Origin of the sequence: Shewanella sp. 3_MG-2023, from assembly GCF_030548765.1 — a bacterium.
In the GTDB taxonomy this organism is placed as follows: domain Bacteria; phylum Pseudomonadota; class Gammaproteobacteria; order Enterobacterales; family Shewanellaceae; genus Shewanella.
On record NZ_JAUOSH010000003.1, the window covers coordinates 83,396 to 108,892 of the forward strand.

Here is a 25,497-nt window from a genome sequence, read left to right on the forward strand (position 1 = left end):
AATAAAAAGGCAGTCACTTTTAAAGTGACTGCCTTTTTATTACATTTTAATCACGTTACTTTTTAAATAAAAGTGAACCATTAGTGCCACCAAAGCCAAATGAGTTACACAATGCATAATCAAAACTATGGGGTTTGGCTACGTGCGGTACAAAATCTAAGTCACAACCTTCATCAGGGTTATCCAAATTAATGGTAGGCGGTACAATTTGATCCCGCAACGCTAAGATTGTAATAATTGCTTCAACTGAGCCCGCTGCACCTAATAAATGTCCGGTCATAGATTTAGTAGAACTTACAAGTAAATCATAAGCATGGTCGCCAAACACCGACTTAACCGCAGCCGCTTCAGCTTTATCACCTGCTGGAGTCGAAGTGCCATGGGCATTGATATAACCAACCTCTTCATTGGCAATTTGCGCATCATTAATGGCATTAACCATTGCTGCAGCAGCGCCCGCACCATCACTTGGTGGTGATGTCATATGAAAAGCATCGCCACTCATACCAAAGCCAACAAGCTCTGCATAAATTTTAGCGCCGCGCGCCTTAGCATGCTCATACTCTTCCATCACCAACACACCTGCGCCATCACCGATAACAAAACCATCACGGTCTTTATCCCATGGGCGGCTTGCAGCGGTTGGATCGTCATTACGAGTTGACAAGGCTTTGGCGCTGCCAAAACCAGCAACAGCTAACGGACAAGTAACATCTTCAGCGCCGCCAGCAACCATAACGTCGGCGTCACCGTAGGCAATCGTACGCGCTGCAAAACCAATATTATGCACACCCGTTGTACAAGCTGTTGTCACTGCAAAGTTTGGCCCAGTCATGCCATACTTAATAGATAAATGACCAGAAATCATATTAATAATGGTGCTAGGAACAAAAAATGGCGACACTTTTCGAGGGCCACCTTTAAGCAATGCTGCATGATTTTGCTCAATTAATGGCATTCCGCCCATACCAGCACCAATCGCTGTGCCAACTCGCGCTGGATTTTCTTGTTCCATATCAAGACCTGAGTCTGTCATTGCTTGTATACCTGCAGCCATGCCGTATTGGATAAATAAATCCATTTTACGGGCATCTTTGCGAGACATATATTGCTCAACATCGAAGTCTTTTACCGAGCCACTGAAACGAGTACTAAATTCAGTTGCATCAAATTTGGTAATAGGTGCAATACCACTTTTACCAGCTAATAAAGATTGCCAAGAAGATTCGACATCGTTACCCACTGGAGTAACTAGTCCTAAACCTGTAATTACCACACGACGTTTAGACACAGCATTCACCTTTGTATTTTATTAGGCATTCGCCAAGAGATATTCTGTTAACCCACCACCAATCAAAGGAAAAAGATCAAACGGATGATAAGAAATGATGGGTTAACTCACTTTTATAGAGAGTTAAGTCGACATTTATTCGACGCCACAAACAAAAACAGGCGGCATAAATGCCACCTGTTTTAGTGAATCAGGGATTACTGATTTTTTGAAACGTAATCGATCGCTGCTTGAACAGTAGTGATCTTTTCAGCTTCTTCATCAGGGATCTCAGTGTCAAACTCTTCTTCTAGAGCCATAACCAATTCAACAGTGTCCAGAGAATCTGCACCTAAATCGTCTACGAATGATGCAGCTGATTTAACGTCTTCTTCCTTAACGCCAAGTTGCTCAATAATGATTTTCTTTACACGTTCTTCGATGTTGCTCATTAGTTTTCTTTCCTATTCAAATTACACACTTGCGTAAGATTGAGAGTAGTTTATTCGATCCAGCTGACATTGCAAGCTTAGTTTTCGTGGTCTAACCACGAAAATTATCATACTTTGATATCAAACGAGATTCAATAAAAGTCGTTATCAATTATGGTCCTTAGACCATGTACATTCCGCCGTTTACATGCAAAGTTTCACCAGTGATGTAAGCTGCAGAGTCAGAAGCTAGAAACAATACCGCATTGGCAATCTCTTGCGCCTGACCGAGTCGAGCCATTGGAACTTGCGCCATGAAAGCTTTTTGCTGCTCTTCATTAAGCTCATCTGTCATGTCTGTTTGGATAAATCCAGGGGCAACAGCATTAACGGTAATTTGACGAGATGCAACCTCTCTTGCAAGAGATTTTGTAAATCCAATCAAACCAGCTTTAGCTGCTGAGTAGTTTACTTGCCCGGCATTACCCATGGTTCCGACCACAGAGCCAATATTAATAATACGGCCGCTGCGCTTTTTCATCATAGACCGCATAACCGGCTTGGATAATCTAAACAGTGATGTCAAATTAGTGTCAAGAATATCATGCCACTCATCATCTTTCATGCGCATTAATAAATTATCACGTGTGATACCAGCATTGTTTACTAAGATATCAACATCACCGGCTTTTTCTTTTATCTGGCTAAATAATTGTGTAACTGATTCACTATCAGTCACATTTAATACTAAACCAAAGCCGTTATCACCAAGGTAATCTTGAATTGCAGCGGCACCTTTTTCACTGGTTGCAGTGCCGATCACGGTAGCGCCTGCTTCAACCAGTGTTTCACTGATGGCACGGCCAATACCACGACTTGCGCCAGTAACTAACGCGACTTTACCTGTTAAATCAAAGCTAATGCTCATGAATATTCCTTATTGGATTAAAGCTGATAAAGTGGCTGCATTATTAATTGCTTGCCCTTTTAATGACTTATTAATTCTTTTTGATAACCCAGTTAATACTTTACCAGGGCCAATTTCAGCTAAATCAGTAATCCCCTGACTTGCCATTAACTCAACTGTCTCACTCCAACGTACCGGGCAATATAATTGGCGAACTAGCGCATCTTTAATTGCAGCTGCATCATTAGGGCTTGCTACATCAACGTTATTAATCACAGAAATAACCGGCGAGTTAAACTTGATATTCTCTAATGCAAGTGCCAGTTTATCAGCTGCAGGTTTCATTAATGCGCAATGTGACGGCACACTCACAGGTAAAGCAACTGCCATTTTAGCGCCAGCAGCTTTACATGCGCCAGCGGCTCTTTCTGTGGCTTCTTTTTCACCCGCAATAACTACTTGGCCAGGACTATTAAAATTCACAGGGCTAACAACAGCGCCATTTGCTGACTCTTCACATGCCTTAGCAATTGCATCATTATCTAAACCAATAATGGCGTACATAGCACCGGTACCTGCTGGTACTGCTTGCTGCATTAATTGACCGCGCAATTCAACTAATTTTACCGCATCTTCAAAGGCAATAATGCCAGCACACACTAATGCTGAATACTCACCTAAACTATGGCCTGCTAAAACAGCAGGTTTAATCGTGCCACTTGCTTCGATAACGCGCCAGATAGCCACACTTGCGGTTAATAATGCTGGCTGAGTTTTATCTGTTTCATTTAGAGTTTCAGCAGGTCCATCTTGCACCAATGCCCATAAGTCGTAACCTAATACGGCACTCGCCTGAGCAAATGTCTCAGTTACTACAGGGTAATCAGCTGCTAAATCAGCAAGCATACCAACTGATTGCGAGCCTTGACCTGGAAAAACAAACGCTATATTTTCCATTATAATTATTACCTTTATTCGTTTTTGAAAAACAACTTTTTATTTTTTGCTAGCTGTAAAATATAAATTAATCGCGTTATATCCTACTGCTATTTATCAATGATATCTAGAATCTAACTAGCGCACTGCCCCAAGCAAATCCACCGCCAAATGCTTCAAGTAAAATAAGCTGTCCGCGTTTAATACGGCCATCTCTTACTGCCTCATCTAACGCGATAGGCACAGAAGCTGCTGAAGTATTACCGTGCTTTGCCAGCGTTAATACCACTTTATCTAAACTCATATCTAACTTTTTGGCGGTCGCTTTAATAATTCTAAAGTTGGCTTGATGTGGTACTAACCAATCAATTTCAGACTTGTCGATATTATTAATTCGCAGGGTTTCTGTCACCACATGGGATAATTGCGTCACCGCAAACTTAAAGACATCATTGCCCTTCATGGTCATAAAGCTCACAGCTTCTGATGTTTCGCTGGCCCGAGGCGGGAATGTGCACTTTAGCAAATCCCCCTGGCGGCCATCGGCATAAATATGGGTTGAAATAATACCCGGTTGCTCACTGGCGCCAATAACCGCAGCGCCAGCACCATCACCAAATAATATGATGGTACTGCGATCTTCAGGATCGCACAGGCGTGACAACACGTCAGCGCCCACCACCAATATTTTCTTAGCGGCACCGGTTTTAATAAATTGATCTGCAACCGACAATGCATAAACAAAGCCTGAACATGCGGCAGCAATATCAAATGCAGGAATAGTATGAATGCCTAATAATTTTTGTATTTCGCAAGCCGCAGCTGGAAATGCATTATTGGCACTGGTTGTACCACAGACAATCATATCTAATTCGCTTGCTTCAACACCTGCCATTTCTAAGGCTTTCAGCGCAGCTTGATAACCCATGGTAGTCACAGATTCATATTCAGCAGCGATGCGTCGCTCTGAAATACCCGTACGTTCCACAATCCATTGGTCAGAGGTGTCGACCATTTTTTCTAGATCGTGGTTACTACGAACTTGCACCGGCAGATAACTACCAGTTCCGAGAATTTTTGTATACATATTATGAGATCAGCTATTGATGTCTAAAAGAATCGTCTCCAGACGATCTTTAATCATTTCCGGTAAACGACGTTTTGCTTCCGTTGCAGCTAAATTGATTGCTTGTAAATAAGCGGCTTCATCAGCATTTCCGTGACTTTTTACTACTATTCCGCGCAATCCTATCAGACTTGCACCATTGTAGTGGTCGGGGTTCATCTTACTCAGTACAGCTTGGATACGTGGAGCGAGGAATTTTGATAACAAACGAACGAAAAAGCCTTGAGTTAATCCATGTTTTAATTGATGAACTAATAACTTAGCAATACCTTCAGATGTTTTTAATGTAATGTTGCCAACAAAGCCGTCACAGACGATAACATCGACTTTGCCGGTAAATATCTCATCACCTTCAATAAAGCCATCGTAATTGACTTGAGAAGTGTGTATCAGGTGCTGAGCTGCTTGTTGGACTTGATCGTTACCTTTAACGTCTTCAATACCGACGTTAAGTAACGCAATTTTTGGTCTAGAGCGTTTATGCACAACTTCACATAACACCGAGCCCATGACAGCAAACTGAAACAAGGTTTCAGAATCGCAAGAAACGTTAGCACCCAGATCGAGTAAATAGACTGGTTTACCTGTCATAGCAGGTAAACAACTGACTAATGCAGGTCTATCTACACCGGGCAAGGTTTTTAATAAGATCTTTGATAGCGCCATTAACGCGCCAGTATTACCCGCACTCACACAGGCCTGAGCCTTACCACCTTTAACTAATTCTAATGCTAAGCGCATTGAACTTTGTTTTTTAGAACGGATAGCATGAATTGGTCGATCACACATAGTGATGACTTCAGTGGTATGGATAATTTGAATTCTTGCTTGAATAGCCGTTTCAATATCAATTAGATATGGGTCTATTTCGGCTTGATTACCGACTAGATAAATTGATAATTGAGGGTTAAATTTCAGTGCCTGCAAGGCTGCAGGCACTGTGACGAGGGGGCCATGATCGCCCCCCATCACATCTAACGCGAGCGTCAGATTCGTCATAAGATTAGCAACAATTACTTGTTGATAACCTTTTTACCGCGGTAAAAACCATCAGCAGTCACATTGTGACGTAGATGTAATTCACCGCTAGTAGCGTCTACAGATAATTGAGCTGTGCTCAATGCATCGTGTGAACGGCGCATGCCGCGCTTTGAACGTGATTTTTTATTCTGTTGTACAGCCATTTGACCTGTCTCCTAGATTACTTGCTCTTCAGTTTTTCTAACACTGCAAACGGATTTGGACGCTCCTCATGAGAGGGGTCAATCTCGCCTACAACTACGTCGCTCGTTCCTAAATTGCAATCATCATTCTGATGCATAGGAATAATTGGCATAGCGATTATCAATTCATCTTCAACCAATTGATGTAGACGAACTTCACCAATTTCATTGCACTCAATCGGCTCATACGCATCCGGGAGCTCATCGATTTCATCTTGGGTCTTACAAAGACCAAAGCTGAAGTCGACCGTAACCTTTGTGGTATATGGTGTCATACAACGTTGACATAGCAGAGTGAGCTCCGTCACAGCCTTCCCGCGAAGGTAGACTATCCCCTGAATATCGACGCCACATTCTAACGACACTGTCACATCGGAACAATCGCCAGCACATAATTCATTTAATCGCTTATTTTGAACCCCAGGCACTATGCCTTCATAACGAAGACCACTGGCTGCAGTTCGAATAGGATCAATTGATACTGGTATCTTTACTGTTTGCATAAGGCGCGCATATTATAGTTTGAAAACGCTAGAGTCAAAGAAAATTTATCCAAATTGTGGTTAATGACTTAACCAAACAAAATAGACTCATTACTTAAACACCAACATTAAAATGGATCGAAGCGAAATTTTACCTGTCACAGCCCGCGATCACAAGCGCGATCCGACTAAAATTACTCCATTCAGTCGCTTTTTTATCGTATTATAGAAGTAATTGTCTAATTCCCCGAATAGTGAGCCATGAACACTAAAATCATCCTAGCTTCCACCTCTATTTATCGCAAAGCGTTATTAGAAAAATTACAACTGCCGTTTGAATGTGTCAGCCCAAAAACCAATGAAACGCCGCTTAAAGATGAAACAGCGCAGCAATTAGTTTTGCGTTTAGCGCAATTAAAAGCACAAGCTGGTGTTGAGTTATTTAATCAAACGAGCTGTCAGCAAGCGCATATTCCTGCTGTGATCATCGGCTCTGATCAAGTGGCCGTCATTAATGGACAAATCATTGGTAAACCACTAAACAAACAAAACGCAGTTAAACAACTTAAGCAAGCCTCAGGTCAATCTATTACCTTTTATACTGGCTTAAGTGTTATCCATAATGTCACACAGCAAGCTTATAGCATTGTAGAACCCTTCACTGTGCACTTTAAAAAATTAACGACTGCAGAAATTGAGCGTTATGTTGATTTAGAGCAGCCTTTATATTGCGCAGGTAGTTTTAAATCTGAAGGACTGGGTATTGCTTTATTTGAACGCCTTGAGGGAGATGACCCTAATACCCTCATTGGTCTGCCATTAATCCGCTTAATCGAGCTATTAAAGCGCCATAATATAAACGTGCTATAAACTTTTTGATGCTAAAAAATATTTACACAATGCTAAATTTTCAACAAGACCGTCTTTAGCTTGCACAATGCCGCTTTGGCTAGCTGTCAGTTCAACTGGTAATTGGCTCACAAAAAAGCCGATGCGGTTAACATCGGCTTTATGAATTACAAAAGTAAGCAAAGCGTATTCTGGCTCTGCTTATATATGTAATAAAATATCTTTCGGCTGATTAACTGTGGCTGTGGGCCCTTCAGTTAACAGATCCTCTAGGCTATGGGCGCCATAGGTGACCGCAATACTGTTTACCTTAGCATTGTTCGCCATCGCAATATCAAGTTTTGAATCACCGATCATCACCGCTTGATCCGCGTTAATATTTAACTCTTCGAGCAAAGATAAAATCATCGATGGATGCGGTTTCGAATGCGCTTCATCGGCTGAGCGAGTCGCGACAAAATATTGCCCTAAACCAGTTTCAGCCAACATTCGGTCTAAGCCCGCCCGCCTTTTACCAGTGGCAATTGCCAAGGTGTAACCAGCGGTTTTGAGTTGTGCAAGTAAATGCTCTATGCCGTCAAACAAAGGCGATGGTGTTAGATTAACATTAAGGTAATAGTGTTTATAACCTGCGATTAATTCATCGTACTTATTCCCATGATGAGGAAATAATTTTTTTAACGCAGGTAATAAAGACAAGCCAATGATATCCCTAACCGCTTGCTCAGAGGGAATATCAAGTGCTAATGATTGCGCCACGCTTTGCATACAATCGACAATTTTACCGACTGAATCCATTAAGGTGCCATCCCAATCAAAAATCACTAATTGGTACTGCTTTATATTATTTAGCTTCATGCACGAGTCAATTTATCTAAAGTGGCTAACAAAACATCATCAAGTGGCGCTTTGACTGTGGTGACTTCATCATTGTCAGGATGTTTAAATTTAAGCTCTGCAGCATGCAAGAACAAACGATTTAAACCTTTAGCCCGCATAGAATCGTCAAATTTTTGCTCACTGTATTTGTCGTCACACGCAATAGCATGGCCGGCATATTGACAATGCACGCGAATTTGGTGAGTTCGACCTGTCACTGGACTGGCTTTGACTAAGGTACATCCTTGGTAACGCTGCATAATTTTGTATCGTGTTTCAGAAGGTTTACCTTCTTGATTGGCACGAACAATACGTTCGCCGGATTTTAAGGTAATTTTTAGCAAAGGCACTTTAACCACTTTGTCTTTTGCCTGCCAATCACCTCTAACTAATGCAAGGTAATCCTTTTGCATCGTTTTGTTTCTAAGTTGCTCATGCAAATGCTTAAGTGCACTGCGCTTTTTGGCAATAAGCAACACGCCAGAGGTGTCTTTATCTAAACGATGTACTAGCTCTAAAAATTTTTGCTGTGGCCTTAAAGAACGTAATCCTTCAATCACACCGTAATCGACACCGCTACCACCATGAACTGCGATACCTGCAGGTTTGTTCAGCACGATAAGGTGATTATCTTCATGAATGATTCTGCTTTCTAACTGGCTTACTTTAGACAGTTTTGCAGACGGCGCTGTGCGGTTGTCTTTTTCCGCAATTCTAACTGGCGGAATACGAACAACATCTTCAAGTTGAAGCTTGTATTCTGGCTTCACTCTTTTTTTATTAACCCTCACCTCACCTTTACGCACGATTCGGTAAATCATGCTTTTAGGTACACCTTTCAATTTGGTGAGAAGAAAATTGTCAATGCGTTGTTCGAAATGGTCTTCATCAATAGTGACCAATTGAACTTTTGTGGGAGTTTCTGTATTCATGATGCGCCTTAAGTTATTACGGCGCGTATTGTAACCTAAGTTTCTACCTGATGGGACAATAAGAATGAGAGTTTTGATTGCTGTCTAAATTGATTATTGCTATATTTGCGCTGTGATTGAGGATAAACAGTGGATAAAATGTTCACAAACTCAATTTATTACGGTGTTTTTTCAGTAGAATTCATGAACAAGACTGGTAGCAAGTCATTGATTTGCAAATTGTAAACATCACAAAACGAAATAATTCGTTTTTACAATTAAACCGTCGGTGTCATCTTTATTTTAAAAGTTTTCCTGAAAAATACCATCCCAAATTCGAACAAATTTTAGCTTGTTATCAAACAAACCAATTCGACTTGGGCATTATCGGAAGAAATATTAAATTTATGGGGTTGGTTGATAATGAACAACCAATTCCTTGTTTTTGTAATTATTAAAAAATAAGCCATAAATAGGATGCGACACGCAGCGATGCGTCTTACAGTAATGCGCACCTAACTTGCCTAAAAACCAGCCGCGAGGCTTTGTGCATAACCATTTTAGGCCCGTAATGCAGCGAATTTACTTTGTTTGATGACCTTATTAGAAGAATTAAGTCATCATGAAACGTATGTTAATTAATGCAACTCAGTCTGAAGAGTTGCGTGTTGCCCTAGTTGATGGGCAACAATTGTATGATCTGGACATCGAAAGCCCAGGCCATGAACAAAAAAAATCAAATATCTATAAAGGTACTATCACCCGCGTAGAACCTTCTTTAGAAGCTGCTTTTGTTGACTATGGTGCTGATCGCCATGGTTTCTTACCGCTAAAAGAAATTGCTCGCGAATACTTCCCTAAAGGTTACTCTTTCCAAGGCCGTCCAAATATCAAAGAAGTGGTATCTGAAGGTCAAGAAGTTATCGTTCAAATTGATAAAGAAGAACGCGGTAATAAAGGCGCTGCGCTAACAACCTTTATCAGTCTTGCAGGTTCTTACTTAGTACTTATGCCTAATAACCCACGTGCTGGCGGTATTTCTCGTCGCATTGAAGGTGATGAGCGTACTGAACTTAAAGCGGCAATGTCTGAGTTATCAGTGCCAAACGGTATGGGCTTAATCGTTCGAACTGCAGGTGTTGGTAAAGATGCTGCTGAATTAAAGTGGGACTTGAAAGTTTTACAACATCACTGGGATGCAATTCAAGAGGCCGCGCAAACCAAACCTGCACCTTTCTTAATTCACCAAGAGAGTAACGTTATTGTTCGCGCAATACGTGACTACTTACGCCGTGATGTCGGTGAAATTCTAATCGACCACCCGCGCATTTTTGAAGAAGCTAAACAGCACATAGGTTTAGTTCGACCAGATTTTGTTGAGCGCGTTAAGCGTTATGAATCAGAAGTGCCGTTATTTACTCACTTCCAAATTGAATCTCAAATCGAGTCGGCTTTCCAACGTGAAGTACGTTTGCCTTCAGGTGGTTCAATCGTTATTGACCCAACTGAAGCGTTGACCTCTATCGATATTAACTCTGCACGCGCAACCAAAGGCGGTGATATCGAAGAAACAGCATTAAACACTAACCTAGAAGCTGCTGATGAAATTGCCCGTCAATTACGTCTTCGTGACTTAGGCGGTTTAGTGGTTATCGATTTCATCGATATGACCCCTGTTAGACACCAACGTGAAGTTGAAAATAGAATGCGTGATGCGGTTCATTTAGATCGTGCCCGTGTTCAACTCGGTCGCATCTCACGCTTCGGCCTGATGGAAATGTCTCGTCAACGTCTTCGTCCTTCTCTTGGTGAATCAGCTGGCCATTTATGTCCTCGCTGTCACGGTCAAGGTACGATTCGTAGCACTGAGTCTTTAGCGCTTTCTATTCTTCGCTTAATGGAAGAAGAAGCAATTAAAGAAAACACCACTCAAATAGAAGCAGTAGTGCCTGTCGATGTAGCGGCCTTCTTGTTAAATGAAAAGCGTAAAGCAATTCGTATTACTGAAGAGCGCCATAAAGTTGAAGTTTATGTCATCCCAGATGCACATATGACCACACCAGATTACCGCGTATCACGCCTCAGAAGCGATGATGAAGTGGTTGAGTCAAGCTACAAGCGTGTTGAAAAGCCTGCTGCAAAACTTTACGAGCCTCGCAAATTAGAGCGCGCGGAAGCACAACAGCCAGCAATTAAAGGCTTCGGTACCCCTAAAGCGGCGCCAGCAGCTACAACTGCAGCTAAACCTGCTGCAGTAGCCAAACCGGCTGCGCCTGCAGAGCCTGGGTTCTTCTCAAAAATTGTTGCTGCTATTAGTGGTTTATTCGCCTCACCAGAGCCAGTTAAAACTGAAACTAAATCTGCTGATAAGAACCGTAAAGAAGCACAAAACAACCGTCGTAATCGTCGTAACGACTCTCGTAATGACAGTCGTCGTAACGATTCTCGAAATGACAACCGCCGTAATACTCGCAACGACGCTGATAATAAAGGTCGTGATAATAAAGCGCGCAATAAAAAGTCGGACAGAGATGTAGCTAATAAAGAACAACTTGATAAGCGTCCAACTAAAGCAGAGCCAAAAGCGAAGACAGAAAAGCCACGTCAAGATGCTGAGAAATCGCCTAAGCAAGAAGCAGCGAGAGAGCGTCGTCAACGTCGTAACATGCGTCGTAAAGTGCGAATTGAAAATGAGCAAAACGAAGCTAAATTAGCGGAAACCACCACTTCACAGGTTGAAGTTGCAGTTGAACCTAAAGCTAAGCCAGAGACCAAACAGGATTCAAAACCTGCCCGTACTCGCCGCCCAAGAAAAGACGCTGAAGTTATCACTAAAAATGATTCAGCTAAATCTGAAGCTAAGGCTACTGTTCCAGTGACTAAAGACGTTAGCACTGAAACTGACATTAAAGTAGAAGCTGAAACGCCAGTTGAAGCGCAAGCACCGGTTCAGGCGCCTGTTACTGAAACCGCTGTTGCTAACACAACATCTGCAGAAGAAATCACTGCAACTCAAGATGCTTCTGAAACCGTAAATGAAGATGCTGATGACAAGCGTGAAGGACAGCGCCGTAGCCGTCGTAGCCCTCGCCACCTTCGTGCAGCGGGTCAACGTCGTCGTCGTGATGAAGATGATACCTCGTCAAGCCCTGCTGTATTTACATCTGTTGATGAGCTAGAAAAACAACTTGATGCAGAGCAAGCTAACGAAGCTAAAGCTGCACCTACTGTAGAAACGCCAGCTGTCGAAGTTAAAGCCGAAACACCTGCAGTAGAAGTTAAAATTGAAACGCCAGCGGTTGAAGTTAAAACTGAAACCCCAGCGGTTGAAGTTAAAACTGAAACCCCAGCAGTTGAAGTGAAAACTGAAACGCCAGCAGTTGAAGTTAAAACTGAAACGCCAACAGTTGAAGTGAAAACTGAAACGCCAGCAGTTGAAGTGAAAACTGAAACGCCAGCGGTTGAAGTTAAAACTGAAACGCCAGCAGTTGAAGTAAAAACTGAAACGCCAGCGGTTGAAGTGAAAACTGAAACGCCAGCGGTTGAAGTGAAAACTGAAACGCCAGCGGTTGAAGTTAAACCTGAAACAGCTAAAGTTGAAGTTAAAACGGTTGCATCTGCACCTATGACTAAGCCTGTTGCAATACAACGTAAAGCCGCAGTCGCACCAACAACTGTCGCACCAACCGAAGTTAAAGCTGAACCAGCTGTTAAAAAAGCACCTGTCGCTAGCCGCTTCGGCTCTATGGTCATGTCAGATACGACTAAGCCAGTAACAGAGGTTCGTACTCAGCAAGCTGTGCCAAAAGGCCGCGAGTATCAAGCTTCGCAAACTGAAGCCAATAGCGTTAAGTCAAAAGTGGCCAATAGTGCTTCAGCAGATATGTCTAAAGCATAACTGTTAGCATTCACCTTTGATGGTAATAAAAACCACGCTTCTTAGCGTGGTTTTTTTATGCTTAACTTTTACTAAAAACTTAGAGACTGTTCAAACTACCAGCCCTTATCAAGCCTTGATATTAATCCTGATTATAAAACCTCAGCTGTGATCTAGTTTTTCTGTTACTAACGAAAATATCAAGCTTAGCTTATCCTCTTAAAAATTCTCTCTAAAACCCTAACGATACGAATTAGCACAAATTAAGTTTAATTTCAGGTTTAGAAGGTTTGTCATTTTTGTTAACATGCTCACACTTTTATTATCAAACACATCAATAGATTTCAGAGGTTAAATGTTCGATCTACTACGTCATAAAACCAGTAGCGGCAAAGCAGATATATTATCTGGTTTAACCGTTGCACTCGCGCTTATTCCTGAAGCCGTTGCTTTTGCTTTTGTCGCACAAGTTGAGCCTATGGTAGGACTTTACGCAGCCTTCATCATGGGGCTAATTACTGCTGTTATTGGTGGCCGTCCTGGGATGATTTCTGGCGCTACCGGCGCGATGGCTGTTGTTATGGTATCACTGGTGGTTGAACATGGTGTTCAATACCTATTTGCCGCAGTAGTACTGGCAGGGATAATACAAATTTCTGCCGGTATTTTTAAACTGGGTAAATTTATCCGTATTGTTCCTTATCCTGTGATGATAGGTTTTGTGAATGGCTTAGCCATTGTGATTTTCCTTGCACAATTAGGCCAATTTAAAGTAAAAGATGCTGCTGGCAACATGGTATGGCTTGCACAAGAGCCCCTAATGATTATGTTAGCTTTAGTGGCACTAACTATGGCGATCATTCACTTCTTACCCAAAATAACCACTGCTATCCCTTCTTCATTGGTGGCTATTTTAACGGTAACGGCATTGGTTGTAGGCTTAGATTTAGATACTCGCAATGTACTCGATTTCTTAAAAACCATGAGCGGCGATGAACAAGCAACAATTGCAGGTAGCCTGCCAAGCTTTGCTATCCCAAGTGTCCCATTCACGCTAGAAACGCTTTATATCATTCTGCCTTATGCCTGTATTCTTGCTGCTGTAGGCTTGATTGAATCATTGCTGACGCTAACCGTTATTGATGAAATGACTAACAGCCGTGGTAAAGGTAACAAAGAATGTGTTGGTCAAGGTGTTGGTAATATTACCAGTGGCTTTTTCGGCGCTATGGGTGGCTGTGCGATGATTGGACAATCGATGATTAACATCAACTCTGGCGGTCGTGGACGATTATCAGGGATCACTGCAGCACTCGCTTTATTGGCATTTATCTTATTTGGTGCAGCCTTTATTGAAATAATTCCGTTAGCTGCATTAGTTGGGGTTATGTTCATTGTCGTTTTAGGTACCTTTGAATGGGCCAGTTTCAAAGTCATGGGCAAAGTGCCTAAGCATGATGCGTTTGTCATTGTGTTAGTAACAACCGTAACCGTGTTCACAGATTTAGCCTTCGCAGTATTTGTCGGCGTTATTGTGTCTGCATTAGTCTTTGCTTGGGAGCATGCCAAACATATTAATGTTGAAACCAATATTGATGCCAACGGTTGGAAAGTTTACAAATTAAATGGACCGTTATTTTTTGGTTCGGTATCTAATTTCTTAGAGCTGTTTGACGCAGAGAATGATCCTGAAGACATTATCGTAGACTTCCAAAACTCACGGGTTGCAGATCATTCTGCCCTCGATGCAATTGACACCTTAGCAGAGCGTTATCTTGCTGCCGGTAAGAAGTTACACTTGCGCCATTTGAGCGGTGATTGTAAAGATTTACTCCATAAAGCTAGAGCGTTAGTCGAGGTCAATGTGATTGAAGATCCCCATTACAAAGTGGCTGACGACGCATTAGACTCTTAATCGTTAGGTTTACACATTAAAAAAGGCGAACTCAGTTCGCCTTTTTTGTTGCCGATGTAAACTAACCTTAGCTAGTCATTATTTATCAGTGTCCTTTAACAACTGCTCAAATCGTTTCATCGCCATTTCAAATTTTGGTTTAATAATTAACTCACAATATGGCTGCTCAGCATTATTAGCATAATAATTTTCGTGAACACTTTCTGCAGGATAAAAAGCTTCGAACATGGCAACTTCGGTCACTATAGGTTTAGGCCAAATGGCTTGCTGAATTAGTTTACTAATAGCGATGGTCGCTTGATCAACCTGCTCTGTTGAATGAGTAAAAATAACTGAACGGTATTGCGGACCTTTATCATTACCCTGCTGATTTAAGGTGGTGGGATTGTGAATGGCAAAGAAAACCGCCAGTAAGCTTTGGTAACTAATGATACTAGGATCAAATTCCACCAATATAACTTCAGCATGTCCAGTATCACCAGAACATACCGCCATATAATTTGCATCGCTACCACTACCGCCACTGTAGCCTGGCGTTACCTCAATCACTCCCTTTAACTCATTAAATACCGCTTCAATGCACCAAAAACAGCCCGCGCCAAAAGTAGCAAACTGATTACTATTTACTTTTTGTAATTCATCTGCCGTTTGAAATATCATCGAAACAGAATTGACACAGTGACGGATATTTTTAGCGGTTAACATTTCGCCTTCAAATATATGCCCTAGGTGGCCGTCACATTTTCGGCAGGTGATTTCGATTCGATGGCCATCTTCATCGGGAGTTCGGTCAATTGCTCCCGGTATTTCATCATCAAAAGCAGGCCAACCACAATGAGCATTAAATTTATGCTCACTTTTATACAGAGGCGCTAAGCACTTTTTGCATAAATACACCCCTGGGACATCATGTTTGACGTATTCGCCGCTAAAAGGTTGCTCAGTTCCTTTTTGTTCAATCACATACTTTTCGAATTCCGTTAACTGCTTCATGAGTTCCATCTCTACTTCTGTTTTGATTAGGTTTACTGTACTGCAAGTATTACAACTATGGCAGTATGCACAATAAAGATCACTATTTCGACTGGCCAAGACATATTTCGCATCAAAAAATTGCGACAAAGTGTGACCAAGGTTAGAATCGCGCTGGGTCAAATAAAAACAATAGAAGAAAAATATGAAACTAGAAACAATTGATTACCGCGCAAAAGATTGTCCACAACAGTTTGTCGCTTCATTAAGAGAAACCGGGTTTGGCGTTCTTTCTAACCACCCAGTCAGTCAAGAACTGGTCGAAAAAATTTATCAAGAGTGGTATGCCTTTTTTCAATCTGAACAAAAAAATGATTATCTATTTAAACCAGAAACACAAGATGGATTTTTCCCTGCTTCAATTTCAGAAACCGCTAAAGGCCATAGCGTAAAAGATATCAAAGAATATTTTCACGTTTATCCTTGGGGCCGTATTCCTGAATCGTTAAAACAAAATATCTTAGCCTATTATGCACATGCCAACGCGCTAGCAGCAGAGTTACTCGGCTGGATTGAAGAGTACGCACCTAAGGATATTGCTGACAAATTCTCAATGCCATTACCACAAATGATTGAAAATAGTCAGAAGACATTATTAAGAGTACTGCACTACCCGCCAATGCTTGGCGATGAAGAGTTAGGCGCTATCAGAGCTGCTGCACATGAGGACATAAACCTTATTACTGTACTACCTGCTGCCAATGAGCCAGGACTACAAGTTAAAACCAAAGAAGGTAACTGGGTTGATGTACCCAGTGACTTTGGTAATATCATTATCAATATCGGTGATATGCTACAAGAGGCATCAGCAGGTTACTACCCTTCAACGTCACATCGGGTGATTAACCCTCAAGGCAGTGATAAAACTAAATCAAGAATTTCATTACCACTATTCTTACACCCAAATCCAGAAGTAGTATTGTCAGAGCGTCACACCGCTGACAGCTACTTAATGGAAAGACTGCGTGAGCTTGGGGTTATTTAACCCTACTGCTTATTTAGTGACATCGTTAATGATATTAAAGCGCCAATAGGCGCTTTTTTTTATCATTTTTACTCATAACAAGGTAGAATATGCCCCCTTTGTTAGTAGTAGATTTATAAAAGGCAAAATCATGGCAATTCAATGGTATCCAGGTCACATGCATAAAGCTCGTAAAGAGATTGAAGAGGCAATGCCTCAAGTCGATCTTGTTATTGAGGTGCTTGATGCCCGTATTCCTTACAGTAGTGAAAACCCAATGGTTTCTAAGCTAAGGGGCGATAAGCCATGTATCAAACTACTGAACAAGTCTGACTTAGCAGATCCAAAAGTCACGGCGCGTTGGATTGAGTACCTTGAGCAGGAACAAGGCGTAAAAGCCACTGCTATCACCACACTACAACCTGGTCAGGTCAAAAACATTCCTGATATCTGCCGCAAACTGGTACCTGCCAGAGACAAAATCGAAAAAGATATTCGTACCATGATCATGGGGATCCCTAACGTTGGTAAATCTACCATCATTAATACACTTGCAGGTAGAACCATTGCTAAAACCGGTAATGAGCCAGCTGTAACTAAACGTCAACAACGAATTAATTTACGAAATGGCATCGTACTATCAGATACGCCGGGTATTTTATGGCCTAAAGTAGATAACGAAGCCAGTAGCTACCGCCTTGCTGTTACTGGTGCAATTAAAGACACCGCAATGGAATATGAAGACGTTGCCATGTTTGCTGCTGAATATTTCTTAAAAGCTTACCCACAAGAAATTTGTGAGCGTTATAAGCTTAAATCATTGCCAGAAACCGACATTGAATTACTTGAAGAAATTGGCCGTAAGCGCGGAGCACTAAGACCTGGTGGCCGTATCGATTTACATAAAGCATCAGAATTACTGTTACATGAATTCCGCTCTGGCAAAACAGGGCTACTTACCCTTGAAACCCCTGAAATGGCCGAAATCGAGAAAGAAGAAGTCGCTAGAGTGTTGGCTGAAAAAGAAGCTATTAAGCAGCAGAAATTAGAGCAAGAAAATCTGAAACGATCAGGTAAACGTCACCAAGGCGAATAAGGCTTTAACAAAAACATCCAGCTTATCTGCAATGTGTTTGATAAACGACATATTTAAAATAAAGGCTTAGCAGCAATGCTAAGCCTTTATTGTTTTTACCCGTTAAAAAGCGAATATGTATAGATAATATTAACGGTTTTTCGCTATCTGCTTTGCTAAATTATCAAGGCTAGACTCCAGTAAGTCCAAAACCGTTTCAAAACCATTAGCGCCGCCATAGTAAGGGTCAGGAACTTCCTTGGCATGATTCACATGCTCAAGGGAAAACTTATCCATACTCAGTTCATCAAAATCAGCTATATCGTCACTCATATAACTAAGCATTAATTTAAGCTTATGTTGATGTTCTTGCGGGCATATTGCCTGCAAGTCCTTTAAGTTAAAATTATCTGCAGCCAGTATTAAATCAAATTTTTCAAAATCAGCCTGAGCGATTTGCCTTGCATACATGCCTGAAAAGTCTAAGCCTCTGGCATTGCCCGCTTTAATCGCGCGCGGATCGGGCGCATTACCTTGGTGGTAAGCTAAGGTGCCAGCAGAGGCAATCTCGATGACTAAGCCATATTCAGCCGCTTTACTACGAAACACAGCTTCAGCGCTAGGTGAGCGGCAGATGTTACCTAGGCATACGAATAGTACCGAGTTAATTGTATTCACATAAGTTCCTTTTTCAGCGTATTAAAAATTGTTTTTATGTCTATCACATTTTAGGTCTTTCTCTTAAAAAATGAGCGAATCGTGGCACACCATTTTTGGTTAGACCTAAGTACTGATAAGTTATCGTTGCGCCTATTTGGGGCGGCTTACGCCTTTGTTCATCGCTAAAGCCGCTACCGATTTTAAACTCAAGCCCATCGGGCATGCTGACAACTATTGCCCCTAGCGTACCGGTATATTTCCCCTTGCCTTCAATATGCTTAATAACAATGGCTTCAGCATCATATTTGGGTTTTAATTTCATAATATCTTGGCTGCGACCTACTTTATAAAAAGCTTGCTTGCGATGAAGCATTAGCCCTTCACCTTGGGCACTCACGACTAAATCCAGTTTTTTATACAGCATGGTGTCAGAGGTTATCGTTTCTTGGGGTATGACTTGCAGATATTTAGACTGCTTGGCCAGCTGTTGCAGTGCTATGTATCTGTCACGAAACATGCCCCCATGTTCAGGTAAGTCAAACAGCATAAACTTCACTTGCCGCCACATTTCACTGTCTGGGATATTTTTTCGTGCAAGCCCTGACATGGCTTCAAAGCTTGCTCTTCCTAGCCATAACTCCCCTTCTAAAACCTGCTTGGGAAAATCTGCCACGAACCATTGCGGTAAAATGAACTCTCGACCTGAACGTGAAAGCATTTTGTCCCCAGTCCAATAACCACGTACACCATCTAACTTTTCACTGACATAATATTGATTAATATCAATTCCTTCAGTGATTTTGGTAGCAAGTTGGATTGCTGGCTTATCTGCAGCAAACAATATGGGGGGCGCAAAGAGACTCAATACTGTCATGATGATTGATATATTACGCCTTATAAAATCAGCCAATATAAATACTATCAACGACAGAGCTGACACTGGCGTAGCAATAGTTTTTGAAAAAAAAATAGACATAGCTGCATCCTTGCTGGTATTTGGAACAACATCCTGTTGCCGTAAAAGTAAACTAATAATTAAACAAATTGATTAGCAATTTTAGTGCATGATCAATAAACTGCCATAAGTTAGCCAATGTTTGGCTACTTTTGTCATCAATTGGACCATCATCCACCAAACCATTTAGGGACTAAGTCAGCCAATATGAAACCAGAAAACAATCATGGATTAAAACGTGTCTTACGTGCGACAGGTTTTTCATTTAAAGGGCTTAAAAGTGCATGGGTTAACGAAGCAGCATTCAGACAAGAACTGATTTTAGCGGGGATTTTACTGCCAGTGGCTATTATGGTCGATGTCAGCCTTATTGAAAAGTTGCTGTTAATCATGACTTTATTTATTGTTCTGATCACCGAATTAGTTAACTCTGCAATTGAAGCTGTAGTGGATCGCATTAGTGATGAAATTCATCCCTTAAGTGGCCAAGCCAAAGATACTGCCTCTGCAGCAGTATTTATGAGCCTAGCCCTATGTGGGATCACTTGGGCATGTATTTTGATTAATGCCTATGTGCTGAATTAGTCTCTTTTACTTTTTAATCTTGTCAATCAGCCACAGCAATTCTGCGCCCCTCTACGATGTAGTTATTATCAGGTATGGTTATAAATGCGCATTAAACAAGCTGGTTTAATGCGACTTTCGTTTGTTTTTAGCCCAATACGCTTGTTAACCTGTACTAGATCAAAAAAACCACCGCTTTAGCAACAAAAACTTCACATTTGCTTACATAATGCTAATATATTTCAGCGCTAAGATATTAGCCTAGTAAAACTAAAAAAATAATAATGCACGACCCTCATTTATTACCCCAAATGAGCCCCATAGAGTGCGGAGAAATAATGTTAAAGCGAGTCCCTATCGGTCTATTGACAGCCCTATGTATATCTAACAGTGTGTCTGCTGACGAGTATAAATTTACTCTCGGGGCTTTTTATGCCAATACAGATTCCACCATGTTAGTTAAAAGTGCCAGAGATACAGGTAATTACTATTTGCTTGATTTTGAAGACGACTTACTTTTAACAGAAGATCAATTTCTACCTTTTTTCGAATTCCGCTATCACTTCAAAGACCGTCATAATATTTACCTTGATTGGAAATCTCTACATCGAGATGCTGAAACCCCACAACTGGGGTTTGATATTGAAATCCCTGAATTTGGCGATAATGATCAGAATTACCTTATTGATGGTAGTGCCACTATTTCCACCACGTTAAATATCGATATTCTCCGTTTAGGTTATGGTTATGATATTTGGCAAGGTGAACAATATTTTGTCGGCGCATCGATTGGTATTCACACCATGTTTGTTGAAACCATTTTCGAAGGCAATATTAGTTTATGTGAAGGTCACAGTGACCCCAATAGTTTGTGTGATACGACGACCTTTACTCCAAAAGTTGTTGATAACGCAATCACTGCGCCTCTGCCTAATATCGGCTTATATGGTAACTATGAATTTTATCCTGGTTGGACATTTGGCGCCCATGTTCAATATTTTGCGATCAAATATGATAATTTTAAAGGTTCGTTAGTCGACATCAGGGCTGGCGTGCAGGCAAAAATTAGCGATAACTGGCAATTAGCACTGGCGTATAACTATTATGATGTCGATGTTGATATTGAACAATCTAGAAGTATTTTAGATGAAGAATATCGTACCCTAGATTACAACATAAACTATGGTTTCACCGGCCCTATGTTTGCAGTGTCCTACCGCTTTTAAACAACTACATTTTTAATCACGGCAAAATATCTTATCTTCAATCAATAAACGGGCAAACTTTATTTAAGGTTTGCCTGTTTATCAAAAAACTTACTAACAAAATATCTATCACATTAATTAATTGTTATATTTCATTGATAAACCTAATTGGTTCATTCGCTTTATTACCTATTTTGTTGAGGGATTGAATGTCTAACGATTTATTGAAAACGGCCGCGCTTCATCTAAAAAAAGCCGTACCTTTAATGCTAAAACACAGCATTCCAACAACACCAACCAATTATGCACTTTGGTATGCCTATGTTAGCGAAACCAATCCTAAGCTAAATCTGGCACTTGATGAAAATATTAAGCTAAATCAACAATATTCACCCGTTTCAAGTGAGTTACTGTATCGAGAACATATCGCCGATCCTGTTGAGTTAGATGTCAGAACTATGCGTCAAAATCTTGATGCTATGGTGTGCGAGTTATCTCAATCAATCAAAGATACCCATCATGACACCCGTACTTTTCAATCTCAAATACAAAAAAATGTCCGTAAATTAACTGAGTTTGAAAACCAAGATTTTTCACTGGAACAATTGGTCACTGTGGTGCGCAGTATGGTTAAAGAATCTTCGCGTATTCAATCAAGTAGCAAGAGTTTTACTGAACAACTCAATAAAGCGCAGTCCGAGATTAATATTTTAAAACAAAAGCTGGCTAAAACAGAAAAAGATGTTTTGTATGATGCACTCACCGAAACGTTAAATCGTCGCGCCTTTAATGACGATATTAATGCGGTTATTGCACAATCGCCCCAAGGCTGCTGCTTGATTATGGCTGACATTGATAACTTTAAACTATTTAATGATACTTATGGCCACCAGCTTGGGGACTTAGTACTTAGAGTGGTAGCCAAACGGCTACAGGAATCTTGTCGAGAAGGGGTAAAGTTATACCGTTTTGGCGGTGAAGAGTTTGCCATTATCGTCCCAAATAGCCAATTAAGGATCGCCAGACAATTAGCCGAAGCCATGAGACGCTCCATTGAAAAACTCAGGGTCAAAGACAGGCGCAGTGACACTCGAATTGATAATGTCAATGCGTCATTTGGTGTGGTGCAGTGGCAAGAAAATCAAACAACTAGTCAGCTAATTGAGGCTGCTGACCAGTTGTTATATCAAGCAAAAAGATTAGGGCGTAATAGAGTCATGCCTATATAGTTAAAGCGATTAAGTAGCGAGTTAAATTAAACCGTCCAATTAAAACAACTAACTGTGATTTACTTGTTTTGCCGTTACCACGTAACGGTAATCACTGCTTGCAGACAAGTCTTCAAACGGGTAACAGGTTATCAATGTTAGCTGATTATCCGCCGTCATATCGAGTATCTCTGTTTGCGTTTCATGTACTATATCGATGCCGGTTATTAAGTAACTTTGTATTTGCCCAATTGCGGTTTCTAATTCTACGATGTCGCCTTTTTTAACATTTTTTAAGTGTGAAAAATGGGTGTCTCTGTGGCCAGCAATGATTGTATTACCAACCTCTCCAACCCCTGCACCTTTAAGCATCAAGCTTGGGCCAAACGCCAAATTTCGGCCCGAAGCCCCCGCTAGCACAAACATAGGATCCCCTACAGGATAAACATCTGTTTCTTTATCTGCATAAAGCATTAACTTGCCAACTGGATGCGTATCAGCCCAGCTCCAAGGCTTATGGGGTGTTTGGTCTTGCAAGGTTTTATTCCATGCTTGCTCAATTAAATATTGCGCAAAATTCGCTTTAACTTGCATATAGGCTCCATGTGATAAAAAACTGACTCCTAAGACGGCTAAACAACCAGGGATGAGCATTTTTAAACTTATCAACGCAGCGCTCCTTATTTATGCTTAGGTATGGTTAACCGCTGACCAGGAAGACACTGCTTAAGCCAAAGTCCATGCAAAAGCGCAATCAATAAAAAGCTTAATCCAATGAGTATATTCAAACGGCTCGATGTTGCTGTTTGCGGTAAGACACCTGCTTTTTGTAATCCCTTTGGTAAATGTGGCTTAACTTGATAATCAGCGTTAAATTCAGGGGTAAAATTAACTGGGGTTTTATCGACCGCCACTAGACTTGTTTGTGAGGTCACCAGGTGATACTTCATTCCTAATGCTTTAACTTGCTGTTTTATTCTTTCACTGTTCGCCCTAGTTTGGGTGGCTTCAATGGCATTGATTTGCGCATTAGCCCAGATAAGATCTAACCCTGGGGCCTCAATGTCTGAATTATCTAAATGACGAGTCTGGTGTGGATTAGGTATCTGTAGTTGCCAATATTCGCCCTGAGTCTCGCCTGATATAACAATATCTTGCTGATTGTATGCCGGAGATTTAAAGCTGACTAAGATTGGTTCATCAGTATATAAATCAGGGATTCTTGCAGGCCAATGATCAGGAATTGTGCCGTCTTGATAAGTGACTTTTACATCTGTTGCCACTGGTTGCTCAATCTTTTGCAGTAACCCTTCGATTTTTTGTTTTACCTCAGCCGTTTTACCAATGTAGGTGTAAATGCCACGGCCAAACATGGCTGCGCGCTCCATAAAGTGCGTATTCGGGGCCGAGCCTATCCCGACAGTGAATAATCGACTTTGACCTAAGTCGGCTTCTATTTGCTTAAATAAACCTTGCTCGTTAGCCACCGCGCCGTCTGTAATAAATATCACCTGACGTAGCGCGTTTTCACTCCCGATTTGATTGCTTTGATCTTGAATTAGCAAAGAGGCAGAAAGCGCCATGCTAATTTCAGTGCCGCCATTGGCTTGTAATCCTTGGACAAATTGATTGGCTTTAGCAATATTACGGCTGTTAACTTTCAAAGATGATGCAGATAGTTTTGTTAACTGATGATTAAATCCAATAATATTAAACTTATCTTTCGTTCTTAAACCTGCAAGCGCAGACAGTAAAGCCTGTTTGGCCTGCACTATAGAGTCCCCTTCCATAGAGCCAGAGGTATCAATAACCAAGATTAACTCCCGAGGAGTGACCCCATTATACGTTTTAACTTGTGGCGGCGTTAACATCACTAAGCCGTAATAATCTTGATTGTTGATACTATTTTTAGCTGACCTAAGTTCAGCTGATTGATGAGTTAATCCTTGTTGAATGAACATTGATGGCAGCGGCAACGCAACTTCAGCATGATTTGCAGCATGCGATTTAGCTGCATCAACAGGCTTCCAATTCAATACAAAATCTTGATTGGCGACCACAGCGCGATCAAGTTCTACCATCCATTGTTGCTTGCCTACCACTGGCGCTGCTTTAATTTTGTGATACGGACTGGTTACCGCACCAAGTTCAAAACCTGTATTTAATTCGACATTAATATTAACCATGATATTACCAGCAGAATCCGAAGAGGCATCATCAGTTACAGCCCCTTCTGCAAAGTTATTCAAATTAAAGCCGGTTAGCATCTCAGGTAGCATTTCAGCAATAGAATCAAATATGCCCAAATGGTTATGGCGCTGTTGCCGACTAGGACTTTCACTAGAACTCTGACTGCTAGCACTATTACCGACTAAAACTTGCTCTGATAAAGCTGTTGGCGAATAACGCGGCGTAATGGTCATTGGAAACCGTAAACTAAACTGACCCTCTTTATAATTAAGTTTTTCTTGATAACTTATCTCAACAGTTAAAGTCTCGTTAGGGGCTAAATTCGCCACTTCTGTGGTAAAAATATTCACCCTTTGCTGACTCACTAAACTGGCACGTTTACCTGCAGCTTTGGCTTTTTCAAAGGTGGCTTTGGCTTGTAATTTTGGTTGTACTTCGCCTTCAATAATACGCTCGCCAATGACTAACCGCATTTGATCCACCGCTCCATTGTGGGATAACGGAAAATGATACTTACCGTTTATAAAGCCTTGGGTGTTATTGGTAAAGGTTTGCTTAACCTTAACGCGATTAACCCAGCCAGATACTTTCATTGACACATCGGTGGATAAAGGCAAGCTATAGTGGATTTCACCCTCTTGTATATATTCAAGCACACCCTGGGTTATCTCAGCAGAGCGCCCATCTGCTTTACTTGTTGGCATTGCATATACTGGAAATAGCACATTCAAAATCACTAAACCCAGTAAAATTAAGCTCGAGCAAAGGTAATGCACCCTATGACGATTAACACTAATATTCATTGTTTTCTCTCCATGAAATTAGCGTAAACCTCAAA

General features: G+C 41.2%; 24 protein-coding genes. 8 read left to right on the forward strand and 16 right to left on the reverse strand.

The genetic code is table 11. From position 1 onward, the window contains the following. Nucleotides 1-55: 55 nt before the first annotated feature. The 8 genes from fabF to yceD form a co-directional block, all read right to left on the reverse strand. The gene (gene fabF, locus Q4591_RS02620; protein WP_102440294.1) at nt 56-1,291 is read right to left on the reverse strand and encodes a beta-ketoacyl-ACP synthase II; all 1,236 of its coding nucleotides are present in this window, start codon (nt 1,289-1,291) and stop codon (nt 56-58) included. Between the two features lie 197 nt (nt 1,292-1,488). Next, nucleotides 1,489-1,722 (reverse strand): acyl carrier protein, encoded by a 234-nt coding sequence (gene acpP / locus Q4591_RS02625; protein WP_011496723.1) that lies wholly within the window; start codon nt 1,720-1,722, stop codon nt 1,489-1,491. 160 nt (nt 1,723-1,882) lie between these two features. After that, the gene (gene fabG, locus Q4591_RS02630) at nt 1,883-2,629 is read right to left on the reverse strand and encodes a 3-oxoacyl-ACP reductase FabG (RefSeq protein ID WP_102477237.1); all 747 of its coding nucleotides are present in this window, start codon (nt 2,627-2,629) and stop codon (nt 1,883-1,885) included. A 9-nt stretch (nt 2,630-2,638) separates the two neighbouring features. After that, nucleotides 2,639-3,565: an ACP S-malonyltransferase gene (gene fabD, locus Q4591_RS02635; RefSeq protein WP_102440292.1), complete on the reverse strand. Its 927-nt coding sequence runs from the start codon at nt 3,563-3,565 to the stop codon at nt 2,639-2,641. Between the two features lie 106 nt (nt 3,566-3,671). Next, a complete protein-coding gene (locus tag Q4591_RS02640; RefSeq protein WP_102440291.1) occupies nt 3,672-4,631 on the reverse strand; it encodes a beta-ketoacyl-ACP synthase III in 960 nt (319 codons plus the stop codon). Between the two features lie 9 nt (nt 4,632-4,640). Continuing rightward, complete coding sequence (plsX, locus tag Q4591_RS02645) at nt 4,641-5,669, reverse strand: phosphate acyltransferase PlsX (protein WP_303459222.1); 1,029 nt, start codon at nt 5,667-5,669, stop codon at nt 4,641-4,643. 14 nt (nt 5,670-5,683) lie between these two features. Further along, a complete protein-coding gene (gene rpmF / locus Q4591_RS02650) occupies nt 5,684-5,854 on the reverse strand; it encodes a 50S ribosomal protein L32 (protein WP_011496728.1) in 171 nt (56 codons plus the stop codon). A 17-nt stretch (nt 5,855-5,871) separates the two neighbouring features. Beyond that, nucleotides 5,872-6,396, reverse strand: coding sequence for a 23S rRNA accumulation protein YceD (yceD, locus tag Q4591_RS02655; RefSeq protein WP_076536204.1), 525 nt, complete (start codon nt 6,394-6,396; stop codon nt 5,872-5,874). Between the two features lie 240 nt (nt 6,397-6,636). Here yceD and Q4591_RS02660 point away from each other — a divergent pair, with 240 nt between their 5' ends. After that, nucleotides 6,637-7,245, forward strand: coding sequence for a nucleoside triphosphate pyrophosphatase (locus Q4591_RS02660; RefSeq protein WP_102440290.1), 609 nt, complete (start codon nt 6,637-6,639; stop codon nt 7,243-7,245). On the opposite strand, the gene Q4591_RS02665 is transcribed toward Q4591_RS02660, so the two are convergent. From Q4591_RS02665 to rluC, 3 genes are read right to left on the reverse strand one after another with little or no spacing between them, the layout of a single operon-like run. Further along, nucleotides 7,240-7,407 carry a hypothetical protein gene (locus tag Q4591_RS02665; protein ID WP_303459225.1) on the reverse strand — a complete coding sequence of 56 codons (168 nt, stop codon included), beginning with the start codon at nt 7,405-7,407 and terminating at the stop codon, nt 7,240-7,242. The genes Q4591_RS02660 and Q4591_RS02665 overlap by 6 nt on opposite strands. Before the next feature lie 18 nt (nt 7,408-7,425). Further along, nucleotides 7,426-8,082, reverse strand: a complete 657-nt coding sequence (locus tag Q4591_RS02670) for an HAD family hydrolase (protein ID WP_303459227.1) — start codon at nt 8,080-8,082, stop codon at nt 7,426-7,428. Then, nucleotides 8,079-9,035, reverse strand: a complete 957-nt coding sequence (gene rluC, locus Q4591_RS02675) for a 23S rRNA pseudouridine(955/2504/2580) synthase RluC (protein ID WP_102520007.1) — start codon at nt 9,033-9,035, stop codon at nt 8,079-8,081. Before rluC ends, Q4591_RS02670 begins: the two co-directional genes overlap by 4 nt. A 601-nt stretch (nt 9,036-9,636) precedes the next feature. Here rluC and rne point away from each other — a divergent pair. Both rne and Q4591_RS02685 read left to right on the forward strand, forming a co-directional pair. After that, nucleotides 9,637-12,912 carry a ribonuclease E gene (gene rne, locus Q4591_RS02680; RefSeq protein ID WP_303459229.1) on the forward strand — a complete coding sequence of 1,092 codons (3,276 nt, stop codon included), beginning with the start codon at nt 9,637-9,639 and terminating at the stop codon, nt 12,910-12,912. A 334-nt stretch (nt 12,913-13,246) separates the two neighbouring features. Next, nucleotides 13,247-14,806: a SulP family inorganic anion transporter gene (locus tag Q4591_RS02685; RefSeq protein WP_076536194.1), complete on the forward strand. Its 1,560-nt coding sequence runs from the start codon at nt 13,247-13,249 to the stop codon at nt 14,804-14,806. A 78-nt stretch (nt 14,807-14,884) separates the two neighbouring features. Here Q4591_RS02685 and Q4591_RS02690 read toward each other — a convergent pair whose 3' ends face one another. Beyond that, on the reverse strand, nt 14,885-15,799 hold the full coding sequence (locus Q4591_RS02690) for a bifunctional methionine sulfoxide reductase B/A protein (RefSeq protein ID WP_303459232.1): 915 nt from the start codon (nt 15,797-15,799) through the stop codon (nt 14,885-14,887). 184 nt (nt 15,800-15,983) lie between these two features. On the opposite strand from Q4591_RS02690, the gene Q4591_RS02695 reads away from it, so the two are divergent. Then, a complete protein-coding gene (locus tag Q4591_RS02695) occupies nt 15,984-16,823 on the forward strand; it encodes an isopenicillin N synthase family oxygenase (protein WP_102439613.1) in 840 nt (279 codons plus the stop codon). A 130-nt stretch (nt 16,824-16,953) separates the two neighbouring features. Further along, nucleotides 16,954-17,898: a ribosome biogenesis GTPase YlqF gene (gene ylqF / locus Q4591_RS02700; protein ID WP_076536189.1), complete on the forward strand. Its 945-nt coding sequence runs from the start codon at nt 16,954-16,956 to the stop codon at nt 17,896-17,898. Nucleotides 17,899-18,027: 129 nt separating this feature from the next. Here the strand turns inward: ylqF and Q4591_RS02705 are convergent, their stop codons facing one another. Then, nucleotides 18,028-18,555, reverse strand: coding sequence for a low molecular weight protein-tyrosine-phosphatase (locus tag Q4591_RS02705; protein ID WP_303459234.1), 528 nt, complete (start codon nt 18,553-18,555; stop codon nt 18,028-18,030). Between the two features lie 43 nt (nt 18,556-18,598). Continuing rightward, nucleotides 18,599-19,513 carry a DNA ligase gene (locus Q4591_RS02710; protein ID WP_303459237.1) on the reverse strand — a complete coding sequence of 305 codons (915 nt, stop codon included), beginning with the start codon at nt 19,511-19,513 and terminating at the stop codon, nt 18,599-18,601. Between the two features lie 186 nt (nt 19,514-19,699). Between Q4591_RS02710 and Q4591_RS02715 the strand changes: the two genes are divergently transcribed. The 3 genes from Q4591_RS02715 (at nt 19,700) to Q4591_RS02725 (ending at nt 22,490) form a co-directional block, all read left to right on the forward strand. Continuing rightward, complete coding sequence (locus Q4591_RS02715; RefSeq protein WP_102439618.1) at nt 19,700-20,077, forward strand: diacylglycerol kinase; 378 nt, start codon at nt 19,700-19,702, stop codon at nt 20,075-20,077. Nucleotides 20,078-20,394: 317 nt separating this feature from the next. After that, entirely contained in the window at nt 20,395-21,282 is an 888-nt protein-coding gene (locus Q4591_RS02720; protein ID WP_241901034.1) for a hypothetical protein, read from the forward strand. A 188-nt stretch (nt 21,283-21,470) separates the two neighbouring features. Then, nucleotides 21,471-22,490, forward strand: coding sequence for a GGDEF domain-containing protein (locus Q4591_RS02725; RefSeq protein ID WP_102439610.1), 1,020 nt, complete (start codon nt 21,471-21,473; stop codon nt 22,488-22,490). A gap of 48 nt (nt 22,491-22,538) precedes the next feature. Here the strand turns inward: Q4591_RS02725 and Q4591_RS02730 are convergent, their stop codons facing one another. Together Q4591_RS02730 and Q4591_RS02735 are read right to left on the reverse strand one after the other, a co-directional pair. After that, complete coding sequence (locus Q4591_RS02730) at nt 22,539-23,123, reverse strand: class GN sortase (RefSeq protein WP_102476395.1); 585 nt, start codon at nt 23,121-23,123, stop codon at nt 22,539-22,541. A 26-nt stretch (nt 23,124-23,149) separates the two neighbouring features. Further along, entirely contained in the window at nt 23,150-25,462 is a 2,313-nt protein-coding gene (locus Q4591_RS02735) for a marine proteobacterial sortase target protein (protein WP_102531787.1), read from the reverse strand. Nucleotides 25,463-25,497: the final 35 nt, after the last annotated feature.